Annotated in this window: 24 protein-coding genes and 1 pseudogene; 10 read left to right on the forward strand and 15 right to left on the reverse strand. The window is 50.1% G+C overall.

What is annotated here, in order from left to right; all coding sequences use genetic code 11:
* Positions 1–25: 25 nt before the first annotated feature.
* Both MPF33_02305 and MPF33_02310 read right to left on the reverse strand, forming a co-directional pair.
* The gene (locus tag MPF33_02305) at positions 26–367 is read right to left on the reverse strand and encodes a hypothetical protein (protein ID MCI2414078.1); all 342 of its coding nucleotides are present in this window, start codon (positions 365–367) and stop codon (positions 26–28) included.
* A gap of 56 nt (positions 368–423) precedes the next feature.
* On the reverse strand, positions 424–1884 hold the full coding sequence (locus tag MPF33_02310; GenBank protein MCI2414079.1) for an MFS transporter: 1461 nt from the start codon (positions 1882–1884) through the stop codon (positions 424–426).
* A gap of 177 nt (positions 1885–2061) precedes the next feature.
* Here MPF33_02310 and bluB point away from each other — a divergent pair, with 177 nt between their 5' ends.
* Positions 2062–2742 (forward strand): 5,6-dimethylbenzimidazole synthase, encoded by a 681-nt coding sequence (gene bluB, locus MPF33_02315; protein MCI2414080.1) that lies wholly within the window; start codon positions 2062–2064, stop codon positions 2740–2742.
* Here bluB and MPF33_02320 read toward each other — a convergent pair.
* From MPF33_02320 to MPF33_02335, 4 genes are all read right to left on the reverse strand, one after another.
* Entirely contained in the window at positions 2739–3569 is an 831-nt protein-coding gene (locus tag MPF33_02320; protein MCI2414081.1) for an MBL fold metallo-hydrolase, read from the reverse strand. The two genes, bluB and MPF33_02320, sit on opposite strands and share 4 nt — an antisense overlap.
* 41 nt (positions 3570–3610) lie before the next feature.
* Positions 3611–4564, reverse strand: coding sequence for a hypothetical protein (locus MPF33_02325; protein MCI2414082.1), 954 nt, complete (start codon positions 4562–4564; stop codon positions 3611–3613).
* Between the two features lie 204 nt (positions 4565–4768).
* Complete coding sequence (locus MPF33_02330; protein ID MCI2414083.1) at positions 4769–7573, reverse strand: DEAD/DEAH box helicase; 2805 nt, start codon at positions 7571–7573, stop codon at positions 4769–4771.
* Positions 7574–7637: 64 nt separating this feature from the next.
* Positions 7638–8885, reverse strand: a complete 1248-nt coding sequence (locus MPF33_02335) for a PQQ-binding-like beta-propeller repeat protein (GenBank protein ID MCI2414084.1) — start codon at positions 8883–8885, stop codon at positions 7638–7640.
* Between the two features lie 260 nt (positions 8886–9145).
* Between MPF33_02335 and MPF33_02340 the strand changes: the two genes are divergently transcribed.
* A complete protein-coding gene (locus MPF33_02340; GenBank protein MCI2414085.1) occupies positions 9146–10720 on the forward strand; it encodes a hypothetical protein in 1575 nt (524 codons plus the stop codon).
* Positions 10721–10768: 48 nt separating this feature from the next.
* On the opposite strand, the gene MPF33_02345 is transcribed toward MPF33_02340, so the two are convergent.
* Positions 10769–11023, reverse strand: coding sequence for a sulfurtransferase TusA family protein (locus MPF33_02345; GenBank protein MCI2414086.1), 255 nt, complete (start codon positions 11021–11023; stop codon positions 10769–10771).
* A gap of 231 nt (positions 11024–11254) precedes the next feature.
* Here MPF33_02345 and MPF33_02350 point away from each other — a divergent pair, with 231 nt between their 5' ends.
* The 3 genes and pseudogenes from MPF33_02350 to MPF33_02360 all read left to right on the forward strand — a co-directional run bounded on the left by MPF33_02350 (position 11255) and on the right by MPF33_02360 (position 12459).
* Positions 11255–11632: a hypothetical protein gene (locus tag MPF33_02350; GenBank protein ID MCI2414087.1), complete on the forward strand. Its 378-nt coding sequence runs from the start codon at positions 11255–11257 to the stop codon at positions 11630–11632.
* Between the two features lie 108 nt (positions 11633–11740).
* A pseudogene (locus MPF33_02355) lies at positions 11741–12066 on the forward strand (transposase).
* A 132-nt stretch (positions 12067–12198) separates the two neighbouring features.
* Positions 12199–12459 carry a transposase gene (locus tag MPF33_02360; GenBank protein MCI2414088.1) on the forward strand — a complete coding sequence of 87 codons (261 nt, stop codon included), beginning with the start codon at positions 12199–12201 and terminating at the stop codon, positions 12457–12459.
* Positions 12460–12539: 80 nt separating this feature from the next.
* Here MPF33_02360 and MPF33_02365 read toward each other — a convergent pair whose 3' ends face one another.
* The 3 genes from MPF33_02365 to MPF33_02375 form a co-directional block, all read right to left on the reverse strand.
* Positions 12540–13268 (reverse strand): glycosyltransferase, encoded by a 729-nt coding sequence (locus MPF33_02365; GenBank protein MCI2414089.1) that lies wholly within the window; start codon positions 13266–13268, stop codon positions 12540–12542.
* A 104-nt stretch (positions 13269–13372) separates the two neighbouring features.
* Positions 13373–14371, reverse strand: coding sequence for a hypothetical protein (locus tag MPF33_02370; protein MCI2414090.1), 999 nt, complete (start codon positions 14369–14371; stop codon positions 13373–13375).
* A 43-nt stretch (positions 14372–14414) separates the two neighbouring features.
* Positions 14415–15461: a glycosyltransferase family 4 protein gene (locus MPF33_02375; protein ID MCI2414091.1), complete on the reverse strand. Its 1047-nt coding sequence runs from the start codon at positions 15459–15461 to the stop codon at positions 14415–14417.
* Between the two features lie 95 nt (positions 15462–15556).
* Between MPF33_02375 and MPF33_02380 the strand changes: the two genes are divergently transcribed.
* Positions 15557–15967 carry a hypothetical protein gene (locus MPF33_02380; protein ID MCI2414092.1) on the forward strand — a complete coding sequence of 137 codons (411 nt, stop codon included), beginning with the start codon at positions 15557–15559 and terminating at the stop codon, positions 15965–15967.
* A gap of 39 nt (positions 15968–16006) precedes the next feature.
* Here MPF33_02380 and MPF33_02385 read toward each other — a convergent pair whose 3' ends face one another.
* The 3 genes from MPF33_02385 to MPF33_02395 form a co-directional block, all read right to left on the reverse strand.
* Positions 16007–16927, reverse strand: coding sequence for a thiamine pyrophosphate-dependent enzyme (locus tag MPF33_02385; GenBank protein MCI2414093.1), 921 nt, complete (start codon positions 16925–16927; stop codon positions 16007–16009).
* Positions 16914–18803, reverse strand: coding sequence for a 2-oxoacid:acceptor oxidoreductase subunit alpha (locus MPF33_02390; GenBank protein MCI2414094.1), 1890 nt, complete (start codon positions 18801–18803; stop codon positions 16914–16916). The genes MPF33_02385 and MPF33_02390 overlap by 14 nt, the downstream gene beginning before the upstream one ends.
* Positions 18804–18896: 93 nt before the next feature.
* Positions 18897–19100 (reverse strand): hypothetical protein, encoded by a 204-nt coding sequence (locus MPF33_02395; GenBank protein ID MCI2414095.1) that lies wholly within the window; start codon positions 19098–19100, stop codon positions 18897–18899.
* A gap of 65 nt (positions 19101–19165) precedes the next feature.
* Here MPF33_02395 and crn1 point away from each other — a divergent pair, with 65 nt between their 5' ends.
* A complete protein-coding gene (crn1, locus tag MPF33_02400; GenBank protein ID MCI2414096.1) occupies positions 19166–19756 on the forward strand; it encodes a CRISPR-associated ring nuclease Crn1 in 591 nt (196 codons plus the stop codon).
* On the opposite strand, the gene MPF33_02405 is transcribed toward crn1, so the two are convergent.
* Entirely contained in the window at positions 19749–21290 is a 1542-nt protein-coding gene (locus MPF33_02405; protein ID MCI2414097.1) for a 4-hydroxyphenylacetate 3-hydroxylase family protein, read from the reverse strand. The genes crn1 and MPF33_02405 overlap by 8 nt on opposite strands.
* Positions 21291–21458: 168 nt before the next feature.
* On the opposite strand from MPF33_02405, the gene MPF33_02410 reads away from it, so the two are divergent.
* Genes MPF33_02410 through MPF33_02420 form a run of 3 tightly spaced genes read left to right on the forward strand, consistent with a single transcriptional unit; the run spans position 21459 to position 24907 of the window.
* Entirely contained in the window at positions 21459–22745 is a 1287-nt protein-coding gene (locus MPF33_02410) for a glutamine synthetase family protein (protein ID MCI2414098.1), read from the forward strand.
* Positions 22746–22785: 40 nt separating this feature from the next.
* Positions 22786–23799: an amidohydrolase family protein gene (locus MPF33_02415; GenBank protein ID MCI2414099.1), complete on the forward strand. Its 1014-nt coding sequence runs from the start codon at positions 22786–22788 to the stop codon at positions 23797–23799.
* 1 nt (position 23800) lies between these two features.
* Positions 23801–24907 (forward strand): ArgE/DapE family deacylase, encoded by a 1107-nt coding sequence (locus MPF33_02420; protein MCI2414100.1) that lies wholly within the window; start codon positions 23801–23803, stop codon positions 24905–24907.
* Here the strand turns inward: MPF33_02420 and MPF33_02425 are convergent.
* On the reverse strand, positions 24893–26203 hold the full coding sequence (locus tag MPF33_02425) for an APC family permease (protein MCI2414101.1): 1311 nt from the start codon (positions 26201–26203) through the stop codon (positions 24893–24895). The genes MPF33_02420 and MPF33_02425 overlap by 15 nt on opposite strands.
* Positions 26204–26710: the final 507 nt, after the last annotated feature.

The following is a 26710-nucleotide window of genomic DNA, read 5'->3' on the forward strand; positions in this document are numbered from 1 at the left end:
CTATGTATTAATTGTTTTTCCCGGATTAGATTTCCATGTGTTCCCTCTCTTCCTCAAGGATCTTCTTCACCTTAGGGTCGTCGGGGAAGTTCTTAACGTAGAAGTCTATAGCTCCCGTCTCTACCTTCCTTATCACCTTCCTAGTGACGCCCATCCCGAAGAGGGAAACGACCAAGCCGAAGGCTAGGAGGGCAATGTAGACCGGTCTCTCCAAAGGCGACCTCTTATACTTCCTGAAGAACTCCCAGTGCGACATCTCCTGTAAGTACGCCTTCCTTAACCTCTCGTCCTTGAACCTCAAGTAAAACGCCTTGGCTAGTCCGGTAGCTCCTGCCTCTCCCAAGAGGCCGAGGAGATACTTGTCCATAAACAAGTTAGGTGGCTCAAGTTAAAAGCTCGCGTAAATCCTTATTGAACTAAGATTCACTGGTTTATCCTTATGCCCTTGATCCTTATGTCCCTAGTCATATCCCCTATAACTGCCATCATCAATCCAGCGATCCCAGATAACAGGAAGGTCAACTGGAAGGCTAGGTCGGAGGGCAACTGGTACACCATGTACGTCTGGTATTCTCCCATCTGGACAGGGATCACAATACTGGTGTAGTATGTGGAGAGCAACGAGCCTGCAATTGACGGGCCAAAGGCACCACCCATCAGCCTAAATACGGTATTCATCCCAGTGGCCACTCCAAGTACCCTTCTCTCCACCGAGAAGGTCAAAATGTTTATGAGCACAACGTTGAGCATCGCCGCTCCGAGGGTTGCTAAAGACGCCAACACCTCGAGGGTGGCAAGCCCCATGGAACTGCCGCCACCAGACGCAAAGGAGAGGACCAAGTAAAACGCTCCCAGAAAAAGGGAGGAGAGTACTATTACAAACTTGGTCCCCGAGTTGACTATGAGCCTCGAGGCAAAGAGCGCCCCTACCATCTGCGTTAGGGCAACGGGCAACATGGTTATCCCAGTACTGAGGATGTCCAGCCCAAAACCAGTGGGGTTTGGCAATTCCAGCAGATATGTTATTGCTTGATAAGCCATGAATATCCCGAACCCCGCCACAAACGCGGCGAGGTTTGCAGCAAACACGTTTTTCTCCCTCAATAACCCCAAGGATATCAAGGGATACTGTATCCTGGTCTCGTAAGCTGTGAAGGCAACGAACAGGGCCAATCCAAGCCCCATGGTAATCGCGAAGTCAGGTGAGGTCCAGCCCCACGTGGGAGCCTCAGAGAACGCCAACGTCATCAGGGCCAACGAGGCGCCTAGCAGACCGGTGCCCACGAAGTCTATCTTGGTGTTTGGGTTAACGTACCTGCTCTCCCTTACGTACTTGTACGTTAGGAAAGTCAATAGCACTACAAATGGTATCACTAAATGGTAGTTGTACTGCCAACCTATGTCTTGGGCCACAGTTCCTCCTATTGGCAGGCTTATTGCGGAGCCTATCCCGAACATGGCGCTCACTATTCCTTGTGCCCTTGGCACTAGGTTTGGGGGAAACTCCTCCCTAATAAGGCTAAACGCTAATGGGAACATCCCTAACCCAATACCTTGTATCGTCCTGAACAAGACGAAGAGCGGGAAGTTGGGGGCAAAGCCGTTAAGGGAGACTGCCACAGTGTAGAGAACCATGACATAGACCAAGATCCTCTTTTTTCCGTATATGTCGCCCAACTTACCTAGTATCGGGTTGGCAACTACTCCGCTTATTAAGTACGCTGTTAGCACCCAACTCACTGTAGCTGAGTTTACGTTGAAGTCTTGAGCTATGGTAGGGAGCGACGGTATCAACATTCCCTCAGTGTACATTACTGCAATGGCTATTGGGGCTAGGATAAGGAGGGCTCTACGGGCGTACTTGAGGTCATACTCCTCGGGCATTAGATATATCTCTTTTAGGGGTACATATAAAGTTGAGCTAAAGGGTTTGCGTCAGTGATATTTTTTAGGGTCTCTCCCGACGTGTAAGAAGTCTGGTAATTTCCCAGATCGTGACGGTGTTCTTTCTTGGTAGCAATGGAATCGTAAAGTTAATATCTGGACACTCTATCCAAGAATATGGACATCTACGAGGTCATCAAGAAGAGAAGGGACGTAAGGAGCTATTACAGGAAAGACCCAATACCGGACGAAGTTCTGGCTAAGGTCTTGTACTCGGCCCACTTGGCTCCGTCAGTCGGTTACTCACAGCCATGGAACTTTATCGTGATTAGGGACGTGGAGACCAGAAAAAAGGTGAAGGCGTTGGTGGAAAAGGAGAGGGAGAGGTTCAGGGAGATGCTCCCTGAGGACAGGAAGAAGGTGTTCGACAAGATAAAAGTTGAGGCCATACTGGACACTCCCTTAAACTTGGCAGTAACGTGCGACCCAACGAGGTTCGGGCCCGTAGTTCTGGGGAGAACGACAATGCCAGAGCTCTGCCAGTACAGTACTGTTCTAGCTATCGAGAACTTGTGGCTGTCTGCGACGGCTGAGGGCATAGGAGTAGGATGGGTAAGCTTCTTCAGAAAGGAAGACGTGAAGGAGATCCTGGGAATACCAAAGCACGTGGAGCTAGTGGCCTATTTGACCATGGGGTACATCACGGAGTTCCGCGACAAACCAGAACTGGAGGAGAAAGGGTGGCTTACGAGGATCCCCCTTGAGGAGCTTGTGTTCCAGGAGAGGTGGGGACAGGGTGCTGAAAATGGGATAGTGGAGGGCATAAGGAGGGCTAGGGAGTTCTTCAACGGGCTCTAGAACCTCAGCGTGGTGCCCACTCCTGCGTCGAGGTACCTTTCGCCCGCCAGTACCTTCGCCAAGTTCCCACTGCAGTGTGCTGGGGCTATCTTCTCCACGTTAAGCGAGGCCATGACCCTTTCTACTTCTTCCTTAGTTGAGGAAAGGAGGTGGAGCCCACCCACAATAGCGTGCACCTTATCTGCCTTCGTCACCTCAATAGCGTGTCTGGCGATGTTCAAGACCCCCGAGTGTCCACAGCCGGTTATTGCCACAACTCCCTTTCCCGCTACGTTCACGTAAAGGGCTACGTCATCTCTGAGCTCGTCAAGGGCAAGCCTGTCGTCGCTGGACTTGAAAAGCCCCTTGTTGTACCTGGGGAAGCCGTAGTTCTTCACTTCTCCACTGAAGTAAACGCCTTCCGCTATCTCCAGTGGCTCCCTTGTTGGGAGTAGTCTGAACTCCCTTTCCATCTCCTCCTTAGAGAGGGGGATTCCTATGTACTCGAGCTTGTTCCTCCAGTTCAAGAACTTCCTCTCGAAAATACTGGGATGTGCAACTACAATCTTTCCTCTTATCTTTTCCCTGAGCTCCTCGTTTGCTAGTCCCCCAGTGTGGTCCAAGTGGCCGTGGCTGAGAACTATGTAGTCCACCTTCGAGAGGTCTATTCCCAGCTGTTCGGTGTTCCTCAGAACGGGGATCCCGGAGTTACCGACGTCGTAAAGCACCTTCACCTTCTCCGTCTCGACGTATGCTGAGAACCCCCACTCCCCCAACAACGGCGGGATTATGGTAGAGGAGAAATTGTCGCTTAACACAGTTATGGTGAGCCTTGAAACAGAGCCCATGGTATTATTTAGCCTTTTGTGAATAAAGGTATTTCGTTTCTCTAAGACGAGTCGTTAAGGCTCTTTAGTGCTTCGCTGACGATCACCTTGAACTCTTTCACGCCCTCCTCATTCTTCACTGTCAGATTTCCTATCCCCACGTCCTTCGGGATGTCGCCCAAGGAGACGGCAATGAGGGCCTTGGGCTTAAACAACCCCATGATCTTGTCTAGGCTGTCCGCCACGTCTATGTTATGTACTACGACTCCCCTGCCTATGCTCATGTTCAAGGAAACTCCTTCTTTCACCACGAGGAGACTGGGCCTAGTTAAGTAGAGGGGTGGCTCTATCCATACAGAGAACTCACCAAAGGGTGAGGAAAAGCTCAAGTTAGGCTCCTTCCTGTTCTGCTCGACCCAAACGCAAGGCCTTCCACCGAACTGGGAAATTATCCTGTCAGAGCCCACCGCTTCCATAATAAGCGACGCCAGCCATAAGCTGAACACCCACCTCTTCACTACGCTCAAGCAAGTCTCGCTACCCTTATATTGTATAACGCAACCTATAGGGCACCCAGTCTCTATGGACTCTATGATCCTTTTTCCCTTACCCATGAGGACTGCCTTGTCCTCGAAAACTCGCTTCACGTAGTCCGCCATGGGCATGTACTTGAAGTAGTACTCGGTGAGGCTCCTAACCGTGGTGTCTTCCACGTACACTCTGTTGCAGAACTGTCTGGGATCAGCCTTCTTACCGCTCATGGGCTTTGGCGCTCCCTCCTCGTTGAAGTCCTCGCTGGAGTATACCTTTGCATATACGAAGCCCATGTTTGAGAACGAGAACTCCACTACTTTCTTGCCCTTTAAGTCCCCGTCGTCGAAGAAGTAGTATTCGTAAAATAGGTCCCTTGACCGGGTCCTGGCAACCGCGTGGAGGGGCCTCAAGTACTCCCCGTCGTCCACGTACAAGTACTGTGGGTTTCCTGTGCTCTCTGAGTTCCTCCTAATTTTTATCATAAATTATAATATATTTACTACGAATATAAACGTTTATGAAGGCCTTGAGAGGCGTCTTCTCGACGTGGCTTCGCTAATAAAGGAGGATGTAGCGGGAAAAAGGAGCGATTGATACAGAACCGAGAGCTAAGAACAGTAGGCCACCGCGAGGTTCTAAGGAGCCTAAAACACGGGGGCGTTAACGCCTTCTCCTCAGCGACGCTTCTAAAGGAAGTTCCTTAGCCCCTGTAGCACCATAGCCCTTTCCCTAAACATCTCCTTAATTTCCTTATCGCCAACGCTCACGCCAGGGGTGAGCAGGGCGTTGAGGATCTCCTTTGACCTTGGGGAAAAGTCAGAGGGGGAAACGTCATAGCCATAGTTGTTTTTGATGGAGGCAGGCACGTCTATCTCCGTTATGAACTGGGCCATGTATTTGTTCATTTGGCTCTTAACGCTTATACCGTTCGTTATTATCTCGTTAATTTCCATTCCCAAGAGCACCGTAAAGACCTTGTCTACGAACTCCTTCCTGTCCCTAAACGTTAAGGTAACCGTCTTGCCTAGCTCGCTGAAGTTGTAAGTTAACGAGTAGATGTAGTTACCGTTACCGTCAACAACGTAGTCCACGACGAGGGTGGTGGGGCTTATTAAGACCTTCACGTCCCTGAAGAGCACTTTTGCGTAACCGAATAGTTTCATAGCGACGTCGATAGCCCTCCTCCTAGCTAGGCTGAAGTCGACGCCACCCCTTACAGGGAACACGGTGAAGAACACAGTCTTGAAGATCTCGTCTACCTTGACCGTCTGAAGGAAATTCGAAAACGTAGGGAAGTCGAGTTTTTTCCCGGAGACTGTGAAGTTCCCCTCCCTCATCTTTGAGAGTAGCCCAATTGGCTCCCTTTCCCAGACCTTCACTAAGTTTCCGACTATTGAGTAGTTTAGCAGATCTACCTTAATACCATACATGAGCCTGAGGGCTGTGAGGAAGAAGGCGAACCCCTCTTCCAAGTAGTTCACGTCGCTGAACTCGTGCAAGTAGGCGTATGTGTGGTACTTGTAGCCGTTCCTCCTGGGGAACACCCCGCAGTTTAGGCTTATCACCTTATAGGCGTAGTCGTTCTTGCCCCCGACGTTGACCATTTTCCTCGACTCCACGAACCACCTCACCTTCTGCGGTACCTCGTTCACTTCCACGAAACCCTCTCCCTGGAAGTAGATCGTGGTCTCCACCCTGGACAGTACCTTTGCCAGCTCCACGTCTAGCTCGAAGTTTGGCTGTATTCCCCAGGAGTAGAGAGTCACGGAGTACTCGTCAATGGCAGTACGAACGCACTGGGGCTTAACCTCACTTGGAGGTACCTCTATGACCTTGTAGTGCCCCCTCTCAGTCCTCTTAACCGACTCCACCAAAGCCCTCTCCCTAACGTCAATTGCGCCCACTTGGTAGTACTCGATTAAATCCCTGAAGGAGGCCTTTTCCACGCTACTCGGCACCCCTTTCACGACAAGGACCACGTCGACGTTTTTTGCCCCTACCTCGTAGAACTTGAGCTTTTCAAATTTCTTGCGGGCTTTGTTCACGTCAGCTAGCTGGAAGTGCTCTAGGACCCTCTCTTCGTCCTTTGTCAGCGGAAGGCTGAGAACCCTCTTGACTACTCCCAAGTAGAGAGTTACGTAAGCTGACTCGGGGTTGAACACGGTAGCCTCAGGAGGTAAGCTGGACCACGCTAGGAGGGACTTAGCCCCAGATATGAGCCTGGGGTCGAAGCCCAAGGGTATTATAACGCTCTCCGAGTAGCCGAGGTTCAAGTCCCTCCCTACCCTACCCTCCCTCTGTAGGAATTCCCTAACTAGCCTCGGAATACCCACGTGTATCACCCTTTTTGCCGTTCCCACGTTTATCCCCTGCAACAGCGTTCTTACGGTGCCTACCATGGTTGGCTTTCCCTCCCTAAGCAGCCTCTCAACTGCCAGCCTCTCACTCTTCTTCCTCCTGGAGTGGTGCAACGGGATGCCCAAGGGAGTGGCGGTGGCTTCGGCGTCGTTTATGGTTGGGAAGAAGACAATTGTCGTCTCCGGGCACTTCTTTAACTCCCCTAACAGCTCCTCCACTTCCGGCTTGTCCTTGAGGAAGGCTTCGTACAAGTCCGACTTTAGGTCGTTGAGCCCCGCCTCAACTGAACGGTAGTAGAGGTTGAAAGCCCTCTCCACAAGTTCGTCAAAGCTACCTACACCAAGGGAGGCAAGCTCTCCCCTGTGCTTTGCGAAAACTTCCCTCAGCTTCTCCTCTTTGCCTACTACTATGTAAGTCCTCCTTTCAACGCTGAACCCCTTTCCGCTGACCACTACAGCGTTGCCTAGGAAGTTGGCTAAGTCCTGTGGGTTGGAGAGGGTTCCGCTGATTACCACCAGCTGGGCAAAGGGGAAAAGGGTCTTGACTAGGCTAACTAGGAGGGAAAAGGAGTGGCTCTCGTAGAAGTCAACCTCGTCCAGCACCACGACATCGTATCTGGGCAGGCTCTCCCTCGCCTTCAGGAGGGAAAAGAGCATCTCGGGGTTGGTTATGGTCACCAACGCCCTATCGAGGCTGTCCTTAACCCCCTTGGACGCACTCGTGTCGCCGTCGTACCTCACCACGTCGCCGTACACTGCCTCCCCCCTCTCGTGGACGTCGAAGTTGTAGCACTTGTAGTACTTTGCTATCCTGTGGCTCTGATCGTTGGCTAGGGCCTTCGTGGGATAGAGGGCCAAGACCCTTTTCTTCTTAGCTAGGGCGTAGAGGAGCCAGGCCTCCGTCTTTCCGCTACCGGTGAAGGCCGTCAAGACCACGTTCTTACCTTGGCTTAAGGCGTTGAAGCACTCAAACTGGTGCTTATATAGCTTGAAGGTTAGACCGCACGCAGAAGGCCTGCCTACTACGTCCTCAAAGGTCACGTTCTCCCTGACCGGTGGAACTCCCTTCTGTATATTGGCTATAAACGAAATCTTCAGCTTCCTCAGGACCTCAGCGGTATCGCAGTTATCCATTGGTTCGTATTTTGCCATAATCAGATAAAAACCTTATATCGAACACTTTTGCGGTGGTAATACGTCAGAGGACTACGTTGATTGGGATCGCTTGTACTTCGCCGTTAACTCCTACTACTACCACGGAGTTGTCGGTCACAAGCAGGTTACCTGCGCCGGGCATTGCCTTAAGTTGGATCTCCTTGATTAGGGTTCCGTGCTGGGATAAGACAAAGAGCGTCCCAGTCCCGTTTTGGATTAGAACCATCCCGTCCACCACGTCAACGTTGCTGGGAGTAGGTCCAGTGTGGTACTTCCAGAGCACAGCCCCGTTGCTGACGTTAATTGCGTAAAGGCACCCGGTTGAGGGTGTGTCGTAGTAAGCAGCACCTCTGTATACGACCAAGGGAGGAGACTCCATGTTTGGGGGTAAGGGGCCGTAGCCAGCGAAGTTCCGCCATATCACGTTGCCGTCAGTAGCGTTAATGCCGACAACGTAGTTCATAACCTCAGTGCAGTTGACCACTACCGTGTACCCTGTCACAACTACACCGTCGTAGTAAGCTGGAGACGAGTCGTCAAGCCCATGTATTGTCTCGTTCGGGTACATCAAGGTAAAGTTTACGTCCCATATTGGTTTCCCAGTGGTTACGTTAAACGACCAGAACACGTAGGGGTTAGCGGAGCCGAAGAAGATCTGGTCTTCAACTAAAAGCGGGGAGGACATACTGACGTATGAGCCTATGTAGTATTTCCAGACCACTTTCCCGCTCAAGTTCAACGCAAATACACAACCGTTCCCGTTTGCCTCCACAATCTCCTTGTCATAATAGGCGGGGGTCGGCATGTCCTCTCCCAATGTAGTGAAGTTCCACAATACCTGTCCGTTGGTGGCGTTCAAGGCTACTATCGCATTTACCCCAGTGCCCCTGATAGAGGAGTTTAGAAACTGGTTGTTCCCAAGGCCCACTATTACAACGTCTCCTATCACGAGCGGTTGGGTCATTATCTGGTTTGGGAAGACGTCCTTCCAGACCACCTTCCCGTCCTGGAGGTCTATTGCGTAGACGCAACCCAGGATCTGGCTCAGGCTCCTTGTAGTTACGTTCATAGGCCCAGACGTGACCACGATCAAGTAGTGCCCAAAGACAGAAGGCGGCACAACTATTGCCCCGTTGACGTTTACGGTAAAGTAACCCGTGTAGACGTTAACGGAGTACACGTGACCTGGGTAGCCCTCGAACTCAGTGGTGTCTTCAAAGCAGGCTTGACGTCCTTTGACTTTAGAGAATTCTGCCTCTAACCTCGGATAAAGTGACGATAGTGATATCAAGAAAATAATCGCAACAATTAAAACGAAAAATATTTTCGATTTCACACTATAGAATCGCTAAATAGGGTTTTTAATTTTTCTTAGTGGACTTATATAAGAATAGTAATTTCATTCATAGCTATAAAAATTTAATTTCATTACGGCCATACTTTATCTAGGATTAATAAAGACGTCAGTTAAACTTACGAGCATACGATGTTGTTGACAAAAACAGATCAGTGCAGTAAGTCTTAAAAACATTTTTACTGAATAGTCCGACCATGGAGAAGTTCAGTAGGCTTTTGCTGTTGGCTATCCTTTCCATAGCTTTGGTAACTGTGGCAGCAGTAGGCGACTTATCCTTTAAGACAACTAACACGTTATCGGCTATCGGTCAAGTATACCAGGCTTCACAGTACAACAACGGTGTAATCCTAGTAACGGTATCTTCTTACTCGACGGCGTCCCACGTCTACTACGTTACGCCCTCTTCTGCGTCTCAACTACTCTCCTTTACCGCCCCTAGCTCGAAATACGAGGTATTTACAAACGTGATGGTAAACAGTTCTACAGCTGTCGTAAACACGTTCTACGTCCCAGTGTCCTTCTCGTCCTTATCTCAGTTCTATAACGAAACCACCACTACGGTAACTGTGCTCAGTGGCACCTCAGTAGTTTCGTCCACAAACTTCAAGGGCTTTACTTTCGCCTATCCAACTTCAGAAGGCCTAGTCTACGTTACTTACGAACCACAAGGCTTTAGCGAGGTTAAGACGCCTTCCGCCACCTACACCTTCCAGGGGTACGTGGCATACGTCTATACCTATGGAAAAGAGCTCATAGTTGTCAACGCTAGCTCTCCTCCCTCAATACTCCAAGTGGCTACTGGTCTTGGAAACGAGTTGCCTTCAGCAACTGTGTCAATGGTAGGAGGATGGTCGGTCAACGTCCAAGGGTACCAGGGGTCTTCGATGTATGGGAACTACTTGGTCGTGTCGAACAAGTCTTCAACTTTTGTCATAGACGTTCAGGACGGGAAGATAATCTATTCTACTAACGTAAACGGGCTAATAATAGAGGACTCCACGCTGGTAATTGGTAGCTCCCTATACCAAATAGTTGGAGAGAACGCTGGCAGTACAGGGTCCACTCTAGTAGTGTTCAACTTGACCACCGGGAATTACACGACATTCAAAGCCATGTATCCTGGGTATTACCTAGAGGGGACGAACTTCTACAATGATTACATTATAGTTTCGGGCGTCCAGTATTCGTCTCATTCCCTGGCCGTCATAATTCTAAACTCCTCTGGAGCGATGGTATACGACAACATTACTTCAGAGATCGACGCCCAACAGTTTGGCGCAGTAATAACAAACGGGTACCTATATGAGTTCATTAGCAAGGAACAGGAAAGCGGGGTCGTAACTAGTATAGAGGTATTGCAACTAGTCCTTCTTACTACCTCCACTTCTTCGACCTCCACAACGACTTCAACAACAACTACAACCTCCACCACCTCCACTTCGACCACAGCCACCTCTACAACCACCACTTCAACCACCTCCACGACTTCCACCAGTACTACTACAACGAGCAGTACTACAACGACGTCAACCTCCACAACATCCACGACTTCCACCAGTACTACTACAACGAGCAGTACTACAACGACGTCAACCTCCACAACATCCACCTCCACAACCGTTCCACCGAGCTCCACAACTTTGCCTCCCACTACGGTGCCTAAACCAACCACAACCACGACCTCTTTGAATACCCTGCTTGTAGTAGGGGCAGTCATCGTAGTGATAATAGTAGTGGTCCTAGTTGCCTTCTTATTGAGGAGAAGATAAGGGAAAGAGTTTTTAAATTAGGTTCATAAAAAAGGTTGCACTTTTTCGTTACTCCTTTAGAATCCTTACTATGAATTCGTTCTCTCCTCGCTTTATTGAGGTACAAGGATATCCCCTACTTTTACATATGTTTTGAATAGAGGAGTCAAGAGGTTCCTCGTCGCTTATGACCTCTAGTACTTCACCGCTCTTTAACTGGTTTAGGGCCTTTACGACCTCTATTTGAGGCTCTGGACATGCCTCCCCCCTTAAGTCAAGCACTTTCGCAGGTTTAGAATTTCTCAACTTGTCCTCTATTGTCATAATACTACTTCTTTAGAAGCGAGTCTTAAACCTTCTTCATTTTTAAGAAGTTTTTAAGAATTTCTTGATAAAAAAGAACTACAAACCTCGCCTGGCGGGGTTAAGGTTTTAAACAACAAAGACAATTTCCTTTTATGACGCTTTCTTTGGTGAACTAAAGATGAGGGGCGGGAGCCTATTACCCCCGCAATGAGGGAAGCGTCAAAACCGCAGTTGTGAGGCTCTTCCCTAGTGGGTAAACAGAGGAAATTGAGGAAGTTGGCGGACGCAACAGCAAAGCTGTGGAAGGAGACAAACTACGAGAGACAACAATTCTTTCAGCAAAAGAATGTCAACTTTAAGGAAACGTGGAGGAAGTATTACGAGAAGTACAAGACTTTATTGGAAAACCAACGCTCAAGCTGCTTTCAGAAGAACAACTTGGTCGTCCTTCTTCTCGTCATTAAAACAAAAACCGTCATTCGCGAATCACTTCTCACCACCAAGCTATTGGAAGGCGGTAAGAGGAAGTTGATCCTAGTAGTTAGGCAAGATCGTTACGAAGTTGACGAGGAAAGGCACGTCATCTCTCTGAAGGATTGGGAAATGAAGATGCCCTTTGAAGGTTAAGGTGGTTTGGAGTACAAGGACGTTTAGAAATTCGCGTTGAAGGCAACAACTTTTACGCCCACATTTCGTTGACGTTGGTAGGACTGTAGCAAAGAAAAGCGTAAGCCGATGAAGGACTCTCTCGTCGTCCACGGTTTGAGGAGAGAGATTCAAGTTGAGAGACCTAAAGGTAACAAGGTTGCGTCAATTGACATTGGCCTAAACGCGTTGGCTACTGTTGTTGTTGAGGACGGTACTGTTCTCTTTTATAGGGGTTCCATCGTTAAGAGCGAACTTCTACTTTTCAGAAAAAGATCGCCGAACTCGACAAGTTAAAAAGCGAGACAGAAAAGGTTCAAGAAGTGAAAGCTAGGGAAGAAGTGCTGAGGGAAAGGGAAAGAGTATTTGCAAAGTTGTACCGTACGCTTCTTCACTACTACAGAACTTTAGCCTCTCATCTTGCTAAGTCCTTGTGGAATCTTGGCGTTTCAACAGTGTATTTGGGCTATCCTTACTTCATCTCTCAAGATAAGGGTAACAAGTTTACTGCGAACATTTGGTCTTATCGCAAGTTGGTTGATGCTATAGTGAACAAGTTTTACGAATACGGCATAAAGACGTACCTAGTGATTGAGTACAATACTTCGCGGCTCTGCGCTTACCATGATGTTAAGGTTGATAGAAGGCCTAGGGGAGTCGTAAAATGTCCTTTTGGTCATAAGCTTCACAGCGACGTCAACGGAGCGTTAAACATTGTGAAACTTGGAGTGAAGAAGATTGTCGACGCGTTGAAGAAGCCTTTTTCTTTTCTCTTCACATCACGGAGTATCTCCCATAAAGGGGAGTAACGCCTTAGACCTATGCAGAACCCTCGCATGGCGGGGAGGGGTCAGTTTTTCTAAACTAATCTCGCAGACGTCCTTAGGGTCTACCTTAACTTTCTTAACAAGAAATCCTGAGTTCTCAGGAACCACCTTGTGTAGAGAACCCTTTTTAACGGCGAGTAGTATACCCTGAGCTTTACCAGGGAGAGAAACATAAGGATTATCACCTTTATTAAGCTCCTTGATATCTTGCTATCGCTTTCGTCCACTAGGTAGCTTACCTCAACCTCCTTGATCTTGTAGCACCTCCTCCTAAACGCGTAGATCAGATTCACGTCAAATACGAGGTCGTTTATTATGAGCTCGTCGAACACCGAAATCGCCTTCTGCCTGTTCAACAGCTTCACCCCGCTCTGAAAATCCGAGAGCTCCCTTAGGGAGGGAAATAGGAGTTTAGTTAGAAGGATAAACCCATCGTGGAGTAACCTCCTCTTCTTTGACATCCCTACGATTTTCCTCCTAGCCAGTACTAGGTCCGCGTCTGTAAGGAGTATCTTCTTTAGATCCTCTCCCTTTACCGGCATATCAGCGTCAATTAGGAGAACTTTCTCCATAGAGGAGCTCGTTATACCCTCCTTCAATGCCCTTCCCTTACCTAGTCTATCCCCGTACTCCAGTACCTTTACTCCGTACTTCCTGGCTATGTATGGCGTGTTGTCTTCGCCGTCAAAGACCACAATTATCTCCGAATGGGGCAACATCTCCTTTAAGGAAGTTAGAGTTCTGTCAATCCTCTTCTCCTCATTGTACGCTGGGATGACAATAGATATCATTTTATTGGGATTTTTCTATTCTATTAAAAAGGCTTTGCTCTTCCTTCTTCATTTCTTCAGATAATAGTTTGTCCATGGAAAGATTCACGTATATGAACTAATAACTACTGAGAACTCTCGTCCTTCCTTTTCGCGCTGATCTCCTCCACTCTTCCCAAGATCTCTGGGCCCAAATAGGCGGCAAGTGCAAGTGACACGGCTCCCGTGAGCGAGGTGAGAAGCACTGTAAAGTCCTGCTTAACGATCGAGAGCGCGGATATGGTACCTAGAAAAGCAGCTGCAACCAAGAGCGAGTACTTATCGTACTTGGAGGCTATTATTAAGGGGACGATCAGGGGAGGGAACACCGCTATTAGGTACCCAATGCCTATGGAGATGAGCGTTAGCTTTGGCGTAAGCGATTTCCACACTAACGGAATCACCATGGCTGGTATCAAGAGTAAGGCGTACTTAAACCCCTCAAAGTACAAGGCTATCATAGAGAATGGGAGGACAAAGGGGTAGAATAACGCAAAGCCTAGCGAGAGGAAAATGGCTGGTATCTGGGAGTAGGGGTAGAGGAGCACGGAAAGGGTAGAAAACGCGGAGAGGTAGCCCACTTCCTTCAACTTTAGCCTATCCCCAAGTATTGCCCCGAGAACTCCCGAGAGCAAGTAAAAGTAGGTGACGTCGTAGAACTGGGGGTAGAAGCAGCTAGCTATTAGGAAGGCTAAGGCTGAGATAACTACGCCCCTGTATTCTATGGAGGAAATCAAAACAAGGGTCATAGTTAATACCAAGAACTCTACCAACGGGGAGTAAGCCATAGATGGAAAAGCGATGCTGGCCGAAAAAAAGGTCGAGGTGGACACCTTGTTGAACTTGACGCTTAACAAGAGGAGTGGATACGAAATTATAACAACTAGTGCGTATAACTTATAGGCTGGGTGAACGGCGGTAGCCACCAAGTAGACTGGAATGACTGCAGGGATAGTTCTCCACTCCCTAAACCACGAAAGCACTCCAAGTAGCGCGAACGTAGAGGAGAGGAACTCCGGGAAGCTCAACAGGATTGACAGAGCTACGCCCGCAGTGGCCAGTATCGACGTAACACTAAACTTCATACAATTGGATGCGAACGCCTAGATATAAGCGTTGGGGACCTCGTCATTCCTCGTGCACTTTCCTCAAGTAGCTGTAGTATGCGTCAGAAGTCTTGTCCCAGTCGTAGTTAAGGGACTCCTCGTAACTGCTCCTCCAGAGCTCCCTCACTTCACCGCTTTCCACGACCTCCTTTACCCTTTTCGCCATACCCTCTACGTCCTTGTACTCCACGAGGTAACCGTTTACCCCTTCCTTTACTACTTCCGGCAGGGATCCGCGCTTATACGCTATAACGGGAGTCCCGCACGCGTTTGACTCCACAGTCACCATGCTCCAACCCTCTATGAAAGAGGTGACCAAGGTAATCCAAGCTGACTGATAGAGCTTCACTTTCTCCTCCTCAGATACCCTGCCTAGGAATACACCTCCTATTTCCTCCACTTCCCTCTTGACTTCGCGCTCGAGCTCCCCGCCTCCTGCTACTACGAGCTTCATCCTAGTCCTCTTGGCTATCTCTACTGCGTCCAAGGGGTTCTTGTACTTCTTCATCCTACCTATCCACAATAGGGTAGGCTCTTCTGACTTCTTGCCCGGTCTGAACTTCTGGTGGTCTATGCCATTCAATATAGTCGTGATCTTCTCTGGGTCTACGCCCAGCTTCTCTGATAGATCCCTCTTTGTCGTGTTGGACACGGCAATTACTCTGTCGTACTTCCCGATGTCTCTCTCAAGCGTTGTTACTGTCCACGCCTTGAACTTGTTGAGTTCGTAGTATACCACCTCCTGGTGTACGTGGTGCACCAAGGCTATAGCCTTCTCGTTGACGAGGAAGGAGTAGAAGGGGACAGCGTGTGCAATGCTGTCCACGACTATCTCGTGATTCATAGCCTCTTTAATGGAGTACAAGTGCAGGGTTAGAGGGTTTCCCCTTCTCTTTATCCTTATGCCCTCTATCTCGTCTTCCCCCTCCAGCCCCTTGACTCCCTCAGAGAGCCAGGTTACCTTTACACCCTTCTTCACTAACCTCTTGCCGACTTGGTATAAGACCTCCTCTGCGCCTCCAGCCTTGGGGTGCTTAGGGTCCCTGTGGTTTACTATTAGTAAGTCCACTTTCCTCTCTTAGCAGTCTAGCTAAAAACGGTTACAGTAGGTCCAGCTCTTGAATAGCCTTATTAAGTTAACAACATACTTTGGTTGATCTAAAAATGAAAGCTTCTTCGGCTATCGCAGCCTTAATCGTGGTCGTCGTTTTGCTCGGGGCCGTGTACTACTTATACGAGCAGGGCTACTTCTATACGGTCTCGGTAAGTGGGATTAACGTGGAGTACACCAATAACTTCCTCATAAAACACGTTAGCGTCAAGGCAATAAACACCCAGATCTCCACACACGGAGGAGGTACCTTCCAGATCACCTTGACCTTCACCGATAACGGCTTCCTCCCTGTCAAGCTGACTTCCGCAAACGTCTCAGCCCCCTTCCAATTGTTGTACACATCGCCCCCATTCCCCATATCCTTAAACCCTGGAAACAACGTCAGTATAACCTTCTCCATTAAGGCCCCAATGGAGAGCTACACCGGTACCCTGACGATATACGTGAACGGTACTGTGTAAGAACGCCCTTGTATGGGGCCTTCTGAGGGAAAAAGAAAGTTAGACCTCTTTTTCCTTAAGTATGTCATCAATGATAGTGGTGGGAGACCCCCTGTCCTCTATCCTAGCCTTAGCTGGTATAACTTCCTTGTAGCTCTTGGCTGACTCTGCTATCCTTTCCTCGAACGTGGGAACTAGGTCGTTCCTGTAGAACACTCCTATGGGTATCCTCTCGCCCCACTCCATGGACTTCAGCATTGCCTTCGCCATCTTCTCTCCCTTTTCCTCCTCCTTCCTGACCACGGGGTCCCAGTCAGGCAGGTTGTCTAACTTGTAAATCCTCTTGTCAAAGTACTCCTTGGTGAATATGTCGTTGTAGGTCGGACACGGCTGGAGGACTTCAATTAAGCTCAGCCCCTTCCTAGAGAACGCCATCTTCATGAGCTCCTTCAAGTGCTTTACGTCATACGCGTAGCCTCTTGCAACGAACGTGTAGCCAGAGGATATGGCCAAAGTTATTGGGTTTACGTCGTCGTTGATGTTTGATTTGGGCAGGGACTTTGTCTTAAGCCCCCTCTTCAGTGTTGGGGAAGCTTGTCCCTTGGTGAGCCCGTACACCCCGTTGTTGTGCAGGATTACTGTCAAGCTGACGTTCCTTCTGCCAACGCTCACGAAGTGCCCTACGCCAATACCTAGGAGGTCGCCATCCCCTCCGTTCACTATCACCGTGAGCGAGGGGTTAGACAGCTTTATGCCAGTGGCAAAAGTAATAGCCCTACCGTGTAGCGTGTGGACTCCAGTGATGGGGATCCTGAAGAAGTGGGGAGTCTTGCCAGAACAGCCTATCCCTGAGACAACTACTACTTTCTTCGTGTCCAGCTCCAGCTCCTGGATTGCTTGCTGTTCAGCGTTTAATATCCCGAAGTTACCGCAACCGGGGCACCAGTCGTTCCACTCGGGCTTCCATTCACGCTCCGCCATTTAGCACCACCCTCTTCTCTCCCTTCAAGGCCTTGAGCAGGCCCTCCTCTACTTCGTCCCTTGCCATGGGCCTCCCGTTCCACTTCAACACGTAGTGGGTAGGCTCTATCCCCGTCTTCTCCTTCATTATCTCCCCAGCCTGGCCCTCGTAGTTCCCCTCCACGTCTATTACTACCTCCTTGTCCTCAAGTAGCTTCTTTAGTAGGCTGGACGGGAAGGGACTGAACATCCTCAGCTGGATCACTTGTACTTTCAGCCCTTCTTTCCTCTTTAGCTCCTCAATAGCGTCCAGAACTGCGCCCTTGGGTGATCCCCAAGTTATTACCGCGATCCTCGAGTCCTCTCCAAACAACTTTATCCTCTCCTCCTCTGATATATCCCTGTCAGCTGTCTCCAACTTCTTCATCCTCTTCTGGTACATCTTAGTCCTGTTAACTGGTTCCTCAGATATGTGACCCACCACGTTGTGCTCGTCTCCAGTGTAGAACATGAAGGCGTCACCTAGCACTGCCCTAGGGGATACGCCGTCGTCCGTGAAGGTGAACCTCTGGTAGAAGTGATCGGAGGGAGTTATTAGCTTACCCCTGTCTATCCTGATCTTCTCCAGACCCAGTTCCTCAACGTCGATTATCGAGTAAGCGTTAGCCAAAGCCTTTTCTACTAGATGGATAACGGGGGTCTGGTACTTCTCCGCCAAGTTGAAAGCCCACACGGCGTCCTGGAAAGCCTCCACGTGATCCCCTGAGGCTATGACTATCTTGGGAAACTCGCCGTGCCCAACGTTCATGGCGAACTTTAGGTCAGCCTGGGAAGTCCTAGTAGGTAGACCCGTTGAGGGACCTCCCCTCATGTAGAAGGTGACCACCACTGGCACCTCGTTCATCCCAGCCCAGCCCAATCCCTCTGCCATGAGGGAGAACCCTGGGCCAGAAGTCGCAGTTGCGGACCTAGCTCCAGTTAAGGCTGCGGCAGTGGCCATGTTGATCGCGGCCAGCTCGTCCTCAGTTTGTACTACCACTATAGTCCTCTTCCTCTTGTCTCCCGTCGCTGGGTCTGCGTACCACACTTCCTGGTGTGCCTCTATGTAGGTGCTCTCGTCGCTAGCCGGGGTTATTGGGTAGTAACTCTGGAACTCCAAGCCGCCGTAGATCTTGCCCATGGCGACTGCTGTGTTCCCGTCCACCTGAATTCTCCTCTTGGCCGTCCCTGGGACGGGTAGGCTGAGCTCGGGTTTTACCCGCGAGAAGGTCGTCTCCACGGCTATTTCGTTTAACTTGAGGAAAGTCTCTTGCCTGAACGTCCTCTCTATTGCCCTTGTCAAGTTCTCCTTGGGTAGGCCCAACAAGGCGTAGGACACGGCTATGGCGGTGGTGTTCTTGGCCCTCTCCGCGACCGACAGGGGGATCTTCAGTTTGGACGCCACTTCTCTTATTACTTCGTCGTAGTCCACTGGGATTAGCTTAACCCCGTTAGACTCCATGTACTTTAGCGCTCCGCTCACGCTCTTCTCCAGTCCTTCCTCCTCAAGCAATTTTCCTACCCTTTCAGCGACCTCTGGCTCTATGCTCTGGACGTTGTCCAAGGAAGTGTTTACTACGCCAGTGTTGTAGATGGCTATCCTAGTTACGTCGGTGAAGTGGTGGAAAATTGTCTCCGCGTCAAAAGAGGCCAAAATGTCCACCTTGTTTGAGATGCTCCTAGCCCTCACATCACTGATCGTCAAGTTGAAGTAGCTGTGCCTCCCCTTGATATTGGAGTAGTACTCCCTGTTGCCGTAAATGTAAAAACCGAGCGAGGCTAGGGCGTTGCCAAAGACGTTGGCTGAGGTGTCTATCCCAGACCCCTGTGCCCCACCTATCATCCATGAAATTCTCATGATCACTCAGTATATAATAGGCGTTTGAGTATTTAAAATATAGATAGAAATAAACAAATGTTTACTATAAAAGTTTAAACAGGCTATGTGCAGTTATGATGAATCCTTGTTTTCTTTTCCCTCTTTTTCCTCCCTTTCTATCCTCTTGACCTCCCCCCACGTGTAGCGTACCCCTGTACCCACCATAAGCCCAAAGCCAACTATGCCCAAGAATGCGGAGATGGGCCCCCTCGTCTTGAGAGAAGCTATTACCATTACCAGCCCCATAAGCTCTAGTATTACGTACAAAAACCGCATACTAACAAATGAATTTCCACACCAAATAAATCTAGTTTTAAATACTTAAGTGAACACATACTTGTATGAAGCTGATCTCAACACTGGGGACCAGTCCAGGAGGTATTTTTGAGACCTACGTGAACTTGATGTTAGGGAACTACGATGCGGGAGGGGAAAATGCGGGCAGAGTGCAGATACAGGAGATATACGTCATCAGGACCAACGACCCTGACGTGGACTTCGCGTGGAAGTTGCTTAAGGCGATCTTCGTCTGTTGTAGGGCAGAGAAAAACGGCCAGGGGCAGGTGACGCTCGTCGACATACCCTTAAACGTCAACGACATAAACAGCAGGTCGGACTTTCAAACGTTCAACAACGCCGTTAAGAACAGGATAAACGTCGGCGACTACGTTGACGTGACGGGAGGTAGGAAGTCCATGAGCGTGGCCGCTGCCCTAGCTGCGTTAAGCCAAAGGGCTCACGTGGTAAACACCATCATACCCCAAGAGGAATTAAACAGGATTCAAGGGCTTGTGAGGAAACTGAAGGAGAAAAAAGGAGAGATAGAGTCATTGGGCAATAAAGGACTAACTCAGAGCACAAAAAAGGAGTGCGAAAGCCTAGGTATATGCGAACTGGTCTCAAACAAAGCTAGGACTATTCTCCTTATTTAGATTTCTGTTCCTGCCTTTTTGTAGGTACTTCCTTGACCAGCTTCTCCGTCTCCGAGGGCCTCCACGGCTCCGCGTTAGTGCCAAACTTGGCGTTGTTCTTCATCCCTGCTAGCCTCTTTGCCACTTCTTCAGCGTAGTTGAGGTCGTAGAGCCTCGAGAACATTATACGCTGTGCTGCAGGGCTCCCAGCGCCGTGTACGGACTCTATCATGAATGCTACTCCTAAGCTCACGTTCTCGACCAACCTCACCATCCTTAGCCTATCCTCAGCTGTGAAGCCCTCTATTCCTTGTAAGTACTTAGCCAGCAACTCCTTTAGCTTGGGGTTCTTGAGGTCCCACTCGCTCGGTGCTGTACCCAAGATGCCTCCTGCGATGTCTATTGCCAGCTGGGTTATCTGGGACGGGAACCTCGTCACTAGGTGCTTGGTCACGTTTGCCTGCATCGGGTTTACCCACCAGCAGTTGTGGCAGAGCTGTACCGCGTTCAGACTGGCTGCTATCCCAGCTGCGTACATGGTCTCGGTCAGGAATATCTCCTCGTTGAGCTTGTCCTGCACGTGGGAGGCCTTCTCTACGCCTATCTGTTTTGCCAAGTTGTACGTTGCACCTATTATGACGTCTCCAAGTCCCGCCTTACACCCTCCGTAACCCTGCCTGTGGTAGGCTGCGAATACCTCTACCAGCTGGCTCGTGAACTCCCAGTCCCTCAGCAAGAACACCCTTTCCATTGGGACGAAAACGTCGTCGAAGATCACTAGTCCCTCGTGGTTGTAGTAGTAAGGCAGGCCGTCTATCTCCCCGTTCTCGAACCTCCTAGCGTCGTTCAACTGCCTGCCCACGATTATCTTTATCCCCTCAGTGTCCGTGGGTATGGCAAACGCCACTGCGTAGTCCTGGTCCTCTGGTCCCATTGCCCTAGTAGGAAGTACCACTATTTCCTCGCTCGCTGCAACTCCAGTGATGTTTGCTTTTGCTCCGGACACTATTATTCCGTCGCTCCTCACTTCCTTGACCCTCACGTAGGCGTCCCTGTTGGGTTGCTGACTAGGCTTCAACGTCCTTATTCCCTTCGCGTCTGTCATTGCCCCAGCCAACGCTAAGTCCTTCTTCTGTACCGTCTTCAAGTACTCCACGAACTTCTCCTTTGGCTCGGTCTTACCTTTCTGGGCCATTATGTTGGTCATGATCCAGAGCGTGTTCAGTGCGTCAAACCCCACACACCTCTGGAAGCACGCCCCAACCTTGTGGCTTATTTTCCTCAGTAGCTTTACCTTCGCCGCCAAGTCCTCCGGCGACCTATGGATGTGGTTAAACCTGTTTACCTCCTCGTTTATGAACGGGCTCCACGCCCTAGCCAACTCCTTGGTGTCCTCATCCCACGCAGCGTCGTACGTGGCCTTAAAGGCCATTACTGAGGGCTTTAAGAAGGGATTTGTGGTTACGTCCTTTACCTCCTGTCCCATTACGTAAATTTCAGCCTTATGCCTTACCTTGATAGCTTCCAGATACTCCTCTGGTCTACGAACTGTCATGTAGACATCTCTGTATTTAAAGTTTTTAAACTTTTGTATAAGCTCTCTTTTTTCTGAAAAAAGTAGGACGAATTAGGAGTAAATAAGAAAAATATAAAATAATATTATTTTCAAATAATTTTGTTCTTCACGAATAAGGTTTATAAATTTTTCTGACAAAAATAGGCTATGTCAGTGGAGAGGCGACTCAAAGAGAGCAACGTAAACGTACTGAGGTTCACTTGGGTGGGACTAGACGGCTACATTAGGTCAAAGGGGGCATACGTGTCGCACGTAGACGAGCTATTGAGGACTGGGATAGGGCTCACAAAGGCCATGTTCAGCTTCACTCCCATGGACACCCTGTCGCCTTACGGCTCCTTTGGCCCCCAAGACGAGGACGTCTTCCTCGTCCCTGACTTGTCCACCTTGACAATTTTCCCGCCTTCAGCAATGGTAATAGTCGACGTGTACAGCCAGGGAAAGCCTTGGGAGCTTGACGCGAGGTCGAGGCTTAAGAGTAAGCTGGAGAAAGTACTGGAGGACTACGGGCTCGCCTTCATGTCGTCGTTTGAGGTGGAGTTCTACTTGGTAAAGGACAGAAAACCCATGGACGACGCCAAGTGCTTTGACTCGTCAGCCTTCTACCACAACCCAGTGATAGACGAGGTGGTCAAGACGCTCACGAACGTCGGGATCGACATTTTAAGGGTTATAAAAGAGTACGGGCCAGGACAGTACGAGCTGGACGTGGCCCACAAGGACGCGCTGAGGGCGGCCGACGAGTTCGTCATAATCAAGGAGGTGGTCAAGCAGATCGCTACCAAGTACGGGGTGGAAGCGAACTTCATGCCAAAGCCCTTCAACAAGCTTGCGGGCTCCGGGCTCCACTTGAATATTAGCGCGTGGAGGGAGGGGAAGAACGCCTTCTACGACCAGAGGGACCCCTATGGGCTGAGCGAACTGGCGTACAACTTCATCGGCGGTCTCATAGAGCACGCGAAGTCTTTGACGGCAATAGCGGCGCCAACGGTAAACTCGTACAAGAGGCTGGTCCCAGGCTCTTGGGCTCCAACTAAGATCGCGTATGGCTACAACAACAAGTCAGCGATGGTCAGGATTCCCACGTCCTATCCATCAATGCAAGCCGTGGACAGAAGGGTGGAGTACAGGGTGCCTGACCCCTCTGTGAATCCCTACCTCCTCACGCTCGCAGTAATAGAGGCCGGCCTTGACGGAATAGAGAGGAGGATTAACCCGGGGAAGCCCTTGAACGAGAACGCCTACCTGAGGAAGGACGTGGAGAACATACCGAGGAACTTGAGGGAGGCGTTGAACTCCTTGGAGAAGGATTCCTACCTCATGGAGAGGCTCGGTAGCCTGGCCAGGGAGTTCATAAACGTAAAGATGGCCGAAGTGGAGGAGTACGAGTCCCTGGTCACCGACTGGGAGTACGAAGTGTACAGGAAGATCTGAGATGATAGACTCCCACTGCCATTGGTTCTTCCCTAGGGTGATGGATGAGAAGGAATTCATCATGGCCTCCGCGGAGTCGTGGAGGGAAGGGGAGGTAAACGCCGACGTCGTGGAGATGAACAGGTGGAGGCCATTTTACCTCCTTTTGAGGAGGGAGATGCGGAAGTTCCTGGGGGAGGACTTCATCTCCGAGAGGAACAAGCTCATCAGGGACGACCCCGTGACCTACTTGAAGAGGTTACTGGACGACGCCAAGGTGACGGGACTTGTGATAGACGAGGGCTTTGGGGAGAAGAGGGGAGAAATCCCGGTGAGGTATAAGCTACTGTTCAGGATCGAGAAAGTGGTGAACGAGCTGTTCTCCATGCCCTTTGACAAGGCAATAGAGCGCTTTGAGGAGACCCTCAGGAGGAAGGTGAGGGAAGAGGGCTACGTCGGCTTCAAGAGCATCATAGCATACAGGACGGGGCTGAAGGTGACGTGCGACGAGGGGAAGGCAATGGAGGACTTCCTGTCGAGGGAGGAGGATTGGTTCGGGAGGAAGGCCAAGGGCTTTAGGGACTACCTCTTCTGTAAGACCATGGAAATAGCCAAGGAGGAAGGGGTACCCTTCCAAGTGCACACGGGGGCCGGGGACAGGGACATTAAGCTCGAGCTAGCTAGGCCCTCGTACCTAACGGACCTGGTGAGGAGATACGAGGGGAGGATTGTGTTTGTCCACTCCGGCTACCCCTACCATAGGGAGACGAGTTGGATGAGCTATCTCTTCCCCTCGGTCTACCTAGACCTCTCCCAAGTTACCCCCTTTGCCCCCCTCGGGGGGTTAAACGCTCTGGAGGAAGTCCTCGAGGTCGCCCCATTCAACAAGGTGATGTACGGAAGCGACGCCTTTGACCTCCCCGAGATAGCGTGGTTAGCTGGGAAGGTCTTTCCCAAGTACCTTAACAAGGTTTTGGACAAGATGGAGGAGCTGGAAATAGTGGACGGCGAGGAAAGGAAGGAGGTAGAGGAAATGATATTAACCAAGACCGCCGAGAGGTTATACAAGTTCTGACATGGAACTCGAAAGGCTAGTATCGGAGCTCGTAAAGTTTAGGACTTACTCAAGTCAAGAGTTGAGGGAGTGCGCCTCGTTCATAGCCGAGTACTTCAAGGACCACGGCTACAGCCCAAGGATAAAGGAATACGAGCCAGGGTATCCAGTGGTCATAGTGGACAACGGGAAGGGAGGTAGGCAAGTCCTACTCAACGGCCACTTTGACGTCGTCCCTCCCGGGGACTTAAATAGGTGGAGCGTTGACCCCTTCTCCGGAGTCGTGAAGGGAGGGAAGGTGTTCGGCAGGGGCTCTGCGGACATGAAGGGAGGGCTTGCCGTGCTGATGGAGGTATTCGCTGAGGTAGCAGAAAAGGTCGACTACAGTCTGGTCTTCACGGCAGTACCAGACGAGGAGACCGGGGGACAGAGGGGGGCTAGGCACCTCTCAGAGGAGTTCAGCCCTACCTTTGTGATTGTAGGCGAGCCGACCCAAGGGATGGTGAACGTCGGGGAGAAGGGGCTGTTCCAAGTAAAGGTAATAGAGAGGGGAAAGAGCGCCCACGGTAGCACCCCTTCTCTGGGGGAGAACGCCATAATGAAGCTGGTGAAGGATCTGGAGGCACTCGAGGGGGTAACCAAGATCGTCACCGAGTTGCAAGAGGTGTTGGAAGCGTCAAAGGCTTTGGCCAAGGTGGATCCATTAATAGCAAAGGAGTTGCTCCACGTCTCGTTTAGCCCTGGGGTAATTAAGGGCGGAGCCAAGGTAAACGTGGTCCCAGACTACGCTGAGGCAGAGGTGGACGTGAGGGTGCCACCAGGAGTCCCACTAAAGCGGGTAGAGGAGTACGTGAGGGGCTCAGTGAGGGGGGAGGTACAAGTAATCGACTCCTCAGAGCCTACCATAAGTAGGGGAGAGCTCGTCGAGAAGTTCAAGAGGGCAGTGGGCGGGGAGGCCTACATCTCGACCTACGCTACTGACGGTAGGTACTTTAGGTTCAAGGGAGTTCCCACGGTCGTTTACGGCCCGGGGGAGCTTAAAGTTTTGCACTCCTACGACGAGTACGTCAGCGTGGAGGAGCTAAGGCTTACCGAGAAGAGGGTAAAGGAGTTCCTACTGGGCTTCTGAGCCTCTTTTTTCCTCCTCTGGCCCGCTCCTCACCACGTCCAGGGCCTCGGCGTAGAAGAAGCCCAGTATTATCCAACCGAACATCATATTCTCTATGTAGGGGCTCACGCCACTTACTAAGGATCCCACGAAGACTGCAAGGGATATCAAAGTGGCTATTGCTCCCACAGTTACCTCTATAACGTGTTTGACCAGCCTCTTTGACGCTAGCCTTATCAAGGAAAGGTCTGCAGATGAATGGATGAAGATGTTTGAGAGTCCAGCTAGGGCTCCAAGTGTTACGAACGTGTCGTATATTCCAAAGTACTTGGTCATGAGGGTAAGCACCGAGATAAAAATGACTGAGACAAACAGCTCTGCCATAAGGGGCTTTCCCTTAACCTCCTTTGCGAGAACCCTAGGGAAGATCCCGTCCTCTGCCATTGCCTTTATCGTCCTGGAGTTGGCCAAGATATAGCTCACTCCTCCAAGGGTTCCGTCGTTGAGGGAGATGAACGCCATTACTACTAGGCCCCCTAGGCCAAAGCTACCTAATAGGAACTCCACGAGGTTCCCCGTGAAGTCAATGGCGCCCAACGAGAAGAAGAAGAGAGTTGCTAGCCCTCCTCCGACTAGGAGAACTAGGATCGACGCCTTCCCTATGTCGCTGCTTTTAGCTTCCCCTCCTAGAGGGGCAATCGAACCGTAGCCCGTGGGTATCCCAAGCCCAAAGAGCACTGCCTCGGGCAAGTTGGGCGAGAACTTGACAGGGTCGTAGAAGTGCCAGTGAGAAACGAAGAGGAAGTACACCGAGAGTAGTCCCAACGCAGCCATCTCCACTATTGACATTACCATGGCGTACTTGGACGACACTTTTACTCCAGCGATGACAATAGCAGAGGCAAGGGCGGATATGACTAGGGCAAGTAAAGCTTGGTTAAAACCCGTAATGGCGTAAAGCACGTATGCCCCTCCAGAGAGCAAGGTACCTCCGTAGGAAAGGGCGTAAAGAAGGTATATCCACCCGGTCTCTAGTCCCATCCTAGAGGTGAGGCCGTAGTAGGCGTAGACGTAGTACCCTCCTCCTCGCCTAAATCTATTGGCGAGGAAGTAAACGACAAGGCCGTTAAATAGGACGACGAAGGTAGCTATTAGCATGGCAAAGGCACCCGCAGTGTGGACCTCCGATATCATCACAGTGCCGAAAGTTAGCAGAGATATGATTGGGGCTTGGCCTCCAAACGATATGAAGAAGAGGTCGAGGAGGCCAAGCCCCTTTTCGGTCTTCTTGTTGCTCACCGCTTTTTTGGCTTCCACAGTCTAATTCTACGTATAAGGGAAATAAGCGTTTGCAAAAAACGAAAAATGCCTTAGACTACAAAATGTCATAAGAAGAGAAGCGACCAGAGCGAGATTTATACTAGGAGACGATATGCAGTTCTCGTTCCCTTTGCAAAAAACGAGCTCGGAAAAGTCCCCGTCTGCTGGGATTGAATACGCGTAATGTGGTGGAAGGGAGTCTTTTCGAGGAGGGACGAGAAAATTGGTAAAAGCCCACGTTTAGGCCTCCGAGTAGAAAGTCACGCATCGTTTATGTGTTGACCATGCATCTAGTACGGGAAGACGTCTTAAAGGGTTAAAAATACTTATCCTTATCAGTTAAAAAATAAATACTAAATTCAGGAGAGGATCGCGAACTCGACAAGTTGAAGAGCGAGGCTGAGAAGGTTGATGAATTAAACGCTAAGGATGAGGTGTTGAGGGAAAGGAAAAGATTATTCACTAAGCTTTACCAGGCTTCTTCACTACTACAGAACTTTAGCA

Origin of the sequence: Candidatus Aramenus sp. CH1, from assembly GCA_022678445.1 — an archaeon.
Lineage (GTDB): Archaea > Thermoproteota > Thermoprotei_A > Sulfolobales > Sulfolobaceae > Aramenus.

Excerpts from the sequence above, each read along its gene's own strand:
- MPF33_02305 (MCI2414078.1), bottom strand. The coding sequence starts at position 367 with ATGGACAAGTATCTCCTCGGCCTCTTGGGAGAGGCAGGAGCTACCGGA.
- MPF33_02310 (MCI2414079.1), bottom strand. The coding sequence starts at position 1,884 with ATGCCCGAGGAGTATGACCTCAAGTACGCCCGTAGAGCCCTCCTTATC.
- bluB (MCI2414080.1), top strand. The coding sequence starts at position 2,062 with ATGGACATCTACGAGGTCATCAAGAAGAGAAGGGACGTAAGGAGCTAT.
- MPF33_02320 (MCI2414081.1), bottom strand. The coding sequence starts at position 3,569 with ATGGGCTCTGTTTCAAGGCTCACCATAACTGTGTTAAGCGACAATTTC.
- MPF33_02325 (MCI2414082.1), bottom strand. The coding sequence starts at position 4,564 with ATGATAAAAATTAGGAGGAACTCAGAGAGCACAGGAAACCCACAGTAC.
- MPF33_02330 (MCI2414083.1), bottom strand. The coding sequence starts at position 7,573 with ATGGATAACTGCGATACCGCTGAGGTCCTGAGGAAGCTGAAGATTTCG.
- MPF33_02340 (MCI2414085.1), top strand. The coding sequence starts at position 9,146 with ATGGAGAAGTTCAGTAGGCTTTTGCTGTTGGCTATCCTTTCCATAGCT.
- MPF33_02345 (MCI2414086.1), bottom strand. The coding sequence starts at position 11,023 with ATGACAATAGAGGACAAGTTGAGAAATTCTAAACCTGCGAAAGTGCTT.
- MPF33_02365 (MCI2414089.1), bottom strand. The coding sequence starts at position 13,268 with ATGATATCTATTGTCATCCCAGCGTACAATGAGGAGAAGAGGATTGAC.
- MPF33_02370 (MCI2414090.1), bottom strand. The coding sequence starts at position 14,371 with ATGAAGTTTAGTGTTACGTCGATACTGGCCACTGCGGGCGTAGCTCTG.
- MPF33_02380 (MCI2414092.1), top strand. The coding sequence starts at position 15,557 with ATGAAAGCTTCTTCGGCTATCGCAGCCTTAATCGTGGTCGTCGTTTTG.
- MPF33_02385 (MCI2414093.1), bottom strand. The coding sequence starts at position 16,927 with ATGGCGGAGCGTGAATGGAAGCCCGAGTGGAACGACTGGTGCCCCGGT.
- MPF33_02390 (MCI2414094.1), bottom strand. The coding sequence starts at position 18,803 with ATGAGAATTTCATGGATGATAGGTGGGGCACAGGGGTCTGGGATAGAC.
- MPF33_02395 (MCI2414095.1), bottom strand. The coding sequence starts at position 19,100 with ATGCGGTTTTTGTACGTAATACTAGAGCTTATGGGGCTGGTAATGGTA.
- crn1 (MCI2414096.1), top strand. The coding sequence starts at position 19,166 with ATGAAGCTGATCTCAACACTGGGGACCAGTCCAGGAGGTATTTTTGAG.
- MPF33_02405 (MCI2414097.1), bottom strand. The coding sequence starts at position 21,290 with ATGACAGTTCGTAGACCAGAGGAGTATCTGGAAGCTATCAAGGTAAGG.
- MPF33_02410 (MCI2414098.1), top strand. The coding sequence starts at position 21,459 with ATGTCAGTGGAGAGGCGACTCAAAGAGAGCAACGTAAACGTACTGAGG.
- MPF33_02415 (MCI2414099.1), top strand. The coding sequence starts at position 22,786 with ATGGATGAGAAGGAATTCATCATGGCCTCCGCGGAGTCGTGGAGGGAA.
- MPF33_02420 (MCI2414100.1), top strand. The coding sequence starts at position 23,801 with ATGGAACTCGAAAGGCTAGTATCGGAGCTCGTAAAGTTTAGGACTTAC.